General features: G+C 73.9%; 3 protein-coding genes. All 3 read left to right on the top strand.

Annotated features, from left to right (window positions below; genetic code table 11):
* Positions 1-1,148: outer membrane protein assembly factor BamB family protein (locus EEJ42_RS16450; RefSeq protein WP_148081977.1), on the top strand; the 1,148-nt coding region annotated here is incomplete at its 5' end.
* An 886-nt stretch (positions 1,149-2,034) separates the two neighbouring features.
* Complete coding sequence (locus EEJ42_RS16465; protein ID WP_123100680.1) at positions 2,035-3,474, top strand: outer membrane protein assembly factor BamB family protein; 1,440 nt, start codon at positions 2,035-2,037, stop codon at positions 3,472-3,474.
* Positions 3,475-3,481: 7 nt separating this feature from the next.
* On the top strand, positions 3,482-4,533 hold a 1,052-nt coding region (locus tag EEJ42_RS16470), incomplete at its 3' end, for a serine/threonine-protein kinase (protein WP_148081978.1).

Raw genomic sequence — 4,533 nt, forward strand, 5'->3', positions numbered from 1 at the left:
CGGACCGGCCCGCGCCGCCGACCCCGGCCCAGCGTCTCGCCGCCGCCCGCCCCTCGCGGCGGCGTGTGGAGGGCGCGCCGCCCACGCCCGTGTGGCGTTACGGCATCGAGGGCGCGGCCCCGGCGTACGCGCCGCTCATCTGGCGTGACGCGGTCGCGGTCATCACGGGGGAGCGGTTCGTCGCGGGAATCGATCTGCGGACCGGTAAACGGCTCTGGACGCAGGACGGACTCCGCCCGAAGGGACAGCCCTGGGCGGGTGGCGAGGACGTGCTGTTCGTGCCGGGCGACGGGATCGCGGCGCTGGAGCCGCGGACCGGCCGTATCCAGTGGCGGTCCAAGGAGTTCCGGCGGGGCGCGCCGACGTCGTTCGCGGGGCTGCTCGCGGTCGACGGGACCACGGTGTGGTTCACGGCCGAGACGCGGGACGGGAGCGGCCGTGTCGTAGTCGCCTACGACATCGGACAACGCGACGAGATGTGGCGCGGCCCCCTGCCGGACGGTTTCACTGACGGGTTGCTCCTCAAGGGCGCGCTCGTGGTGATGAACCGTGGCGGCCAGGGGGCGAAGACCAAGCAGGCCATGGCCTTCAGCCGGGACGCCGGAAAGAGGCTCTGGCGGCGGGTTTATCCGGGCGTGAGCGCAGAAGGGATGGTCACCACCGACGCCGACCGCACACTGATCGCCGCCGTCGGCAGCACCCTGCGGGGGTTCGACGCTGCCCGGGGCGTCAAGGGGCTGTGGTCCGTCGCGGCCCTCGGAAAGGACGGCGAAGGTCATCACCCCGACTTCGGTCTGCCCCTCGTACACGGGAAGACCGCGTACGCCGCGGACGGTGGCTACGCCCTCCACTCGATCGAGGCGGCGACCGGCCGGATCCGCTGGCAGCGCACGTACGGATTCGCGATGAAGGCGCTGTCCGCGCCGCGCACCCCCGACACGGTGGTCAGCCCGGCGGGACACCGGGTGCTGACGGCCGGGGACGCGGAAGTAGACGCGTTCGACGCCGAGGACGGCGCGCTGTTGTGGCGCTTCGCTGATGCCGACGGCGCCGCGGGCAAGGGGGCGGCGCGCCGCAAGGTGGCGGTCACGGACGATCGGGTCGTCGTGATCGGTCACAAGAGCGTGTACGCGCTGCCGCTGGACTAGCTGGAGTGGGGAAGGGGCCTATGGAACCGCCGTACGTGCCGGACGTGCACGGCCGGGCCGGTGCGACCGACGACGACGGTACGGTGCGGATCGGCCCGTACCGCGTCCTCGCGCCCTGGGACGGGGACGCGGCGGACGCGCACCCCGACGGGACCGCGGCGGGCGGGACCGCGCGCCCAGATGGGCACAGCGCGGCCGAGGACGCGCGCCGCTGCCTCGCGCGCGACGACCGTACGGGCCGCACCGTCGTCCTGACGCTGCCGCACCCTGCGCTGGCCGACGACCCGGCCTATCGGGTGCGGTTCCGGGCGGAGGCCGAGAACTCCCGGCGGCTGACCGGTCGTTGGACGGCACCCGTCGCCGGGATCGCGCCGGCCGACGCCCGGCTCCCCTGGGTCGCCCACGACTGCTTCCCCGCCCTCACCCTCCCCGCCGCGCTGGCCGCGCACGGCGGCCCGCTGCCGGAGCCCGTGGTCCGCGCGCTGGGCGCGGCCCTCGCCGAGACGCTGGCGGGCGCGCACGCCAACGGCCTGGTGTACGCCGGGATATCGCCGGGCGCGGCGCTGCTCACCGCCGACGGTCCCCGGCTGACCGGCTATGGGCTGGTCCGGGCCGCGGCGCTGGACCGGATCGAGCGCACGGGGCTGCGCGGCGTGGACCCCGCGGCCCTGCCGCCGGAGCAGCGGGCGGGCGAGCGGCCGCGCCCGTACGGCGACGTCTACGCGCTCGGCGCGGTGCTGGCCTACGCCGCGACGGGCCGGACACCGGGCGCTCCCGACGCACTNGCCCGTACGGCGACGTCTACGCGCTCGGCGCGGTGCTGGCCTACGCCGCGACGGGCCGGACACCGGGCGCTCCCGACGCACTGCCGGAGGGGCTTCGTACGGTGGTCACCGCCTGCCTGTCCGCGGACCCCGCGCACCGGCCCCGGCCCGCCGAGCTGATCCAGGCGCTCCGTACGCCTGCGAGCCCGGGTGGCGGCTTGCCGGAGCCCATCGCGACGGCCCTCGCCGAACAGGCCGCGCGCTACCCGGCGGAGGTGGTGCCGGACGCGACGGAGCCCGTCGGCCGTGACCACGAAGGCGGACCGTCCCGGCGTGCGCTGACCCTCGGCGGCCTGGCCGGGGTGGCCGGGCTCGTCCTGGGGTCGGGAGGGGTGGCCGCGTGGCGCGCGACGGCGGACGACGGGCCCGCCCGACCGGCACCGCTGTCCGTACGCGGGACCGCCCCCACTCCGCTGTGGCAGCGTGACATCGACTTCGAACTCGGAGACCCGCCTGTGCTCTGGGGCGGGAAAATCGCCCTGATGGCGGGCCAGAGCGCGGTGACAGCGGTGCGGCTGCGCGACGGTAAGAAGCTCTGGACCCGCGAGGACATGTGGCCCACGCAGGCGCTCATGCCGCTCGACGGAGATCTCTTCCTCACTCCTGCCCTGGCCATGTTCACGGCTGTCTCGGTGCGCACAGGAAAGGTCACGTGGACCGAGCGGAAATACGACGGGATCAAACACCCGGCGTTCCTCAGCTCCTTGGCGACTCACGGAAACATGTTCTGGTTCCTGGCCGGAGACCGAGAGAAACACACCGACCGGGAGAAGCCGGTGGTGATCGCCTATGACCTCAAGAAGCGTGCGGAACTGTGGCGCACGCCGGTCCCTACTGCGGGCCCGATCGACTACGAGCAAGGCCCCGGAGCGCTGCGCCGCGGCGCCCTCATCGTCGAGAACAACGGCTCATCAGGCGGCGACTCGATCGGAACCGAGGAGAAGGCCTGGTCGTACGTGGCGCTCCGGCAGCGGGACGGCAAAAGGCTGTGGACGCGTACCTATGAGGGCGTGAGCGCCAATGGCCTGGGGAACTTCCGGACCGTTGCCCCCGGGGACCTGCTGATCTCCTGTGAAGACAAGGACGTCCGCGCCTACGACCTCACCAGCGGCAAGCAGCGCTGGCGGTTCACGACCAAGGGCTACCTGTACACCGAGCCCGCCGTCCTGGGCCGCACTCTCTGCGTCACCGACGAGGACAGCGTCACCCACGCCGTCGACACGCGCACCGGTCGGGCGCGGTGGCGGCGCGGACCCGCCTTCGATCCGGTCGGCGACATGCGCTACAGCAGGACCGCGATCAGCCACGCGGGCCGGACCGTGCTCCAGGCCAACGCCTCCGAGATCGAGGGGCTGAACGCGGCCGACGGATCGCTGCGCTGGCGCTTCACCCCCGTCGGCAGCGGCCAGGTCGCGGGCGGCTTCAGCGGCTATGTGGACACCGCGCCCGGCCTGGCCCTCGTCATGAACGGAAGTTCCCTCTACGCACTGCCGGTGGACTGATTCGGAAATGGCCCAACCCCTCACCCACGACGACCCGCGGCGGCTCGGCGCGTACACCCTCGTCGCCCGCCTCGGCAGCGGCGGCATGGGCACCGTGTACCTCGGCCGGTCGTCCGGCGGGCGTACGGTCGCGCTGAAGACCATGCACCGGCAGTTCGCGGCGCAGACGGTGTTCCGCACCCGCTTCCGGCTGGAGATCGACGCTGCCCGCGTCATCGGCGGACAGTACGGCGCCCAGGTCGTCGACGCCGATCCGGTCGCCCCGACGCCCTGGCTCGCCACCGAATACGTCCTCGGTCCGCCGCTCGACGACGCGGTCGCCCTCTGCGGCGCGCTGCCCGAACCGGCCGTACGGGTGCTCGGCGCCGCCCTGTGCGACGCGCTCGCGCAGCTGCACCGCTCCGACGTCGTGCACCGCGACCTCAAGCCGTCCAACATCCTGCTGACCGCCCGCGGCCCCAAAGTGATCGACTTCGGCATCGCCCGGGCGGCGGGCGACGACCGGCTGACCCGTACGGGCGCGGCGGCCGGAACGCCCGCCTATATGTCGCCCGAGCAGGCGGTCGGCGGCGAACACACACCGGCGGGCGACGTCTTCGCCCTCGCCGGGGTGCTGGTCTTCGCGGCGACGGGCCGTCCGCCCTTCGGTTCCGGACAGCCCGCGGACCTGCTCTATCGGGTGCGGTATGCGGAGCCGGACCTGACCGGCGTACCGGACGGACTGCGCCCGGCACTGGAGCGATGCCTGGCCAAGGACCCGGCGCAGCGCCCCGGTACGGCGGAACTCGGCGCGCTCCTCCGCGACGGAGCCCCCGACAGCATCGGCGACATCGTGGATCACCTTCCGGACGCGGTGCTCGCCGACATCGCTCAGCGCAGCGCGGCCGTATGGGAGGTCCAGCCCGCTCGACTGCCCGCACCGGAGGAGGACTTCACCACCCTGACGTCCCCGTCACGACGGCCCCGCGTCACCCGCCGCAGGCTGCTCGCCCTCGGCGGCGGCGTGCTCGCCGCGGGCGGCGCGGCGGGCGCCTGGGGCCTGCTCGCCCGCGACGGCGA

Origin of the sequence: Streptomyces botrytidirepellens (assembly GCF_003721215.1) — a bacterium.
In the GTDB taxonomy this organism is placed as follows: Bacteria; Actinomycetota; Actinomycetes; order Streptomycetales; family Streptomycetaceae; genus Streptomyces; species Streptomyces himastatinicus.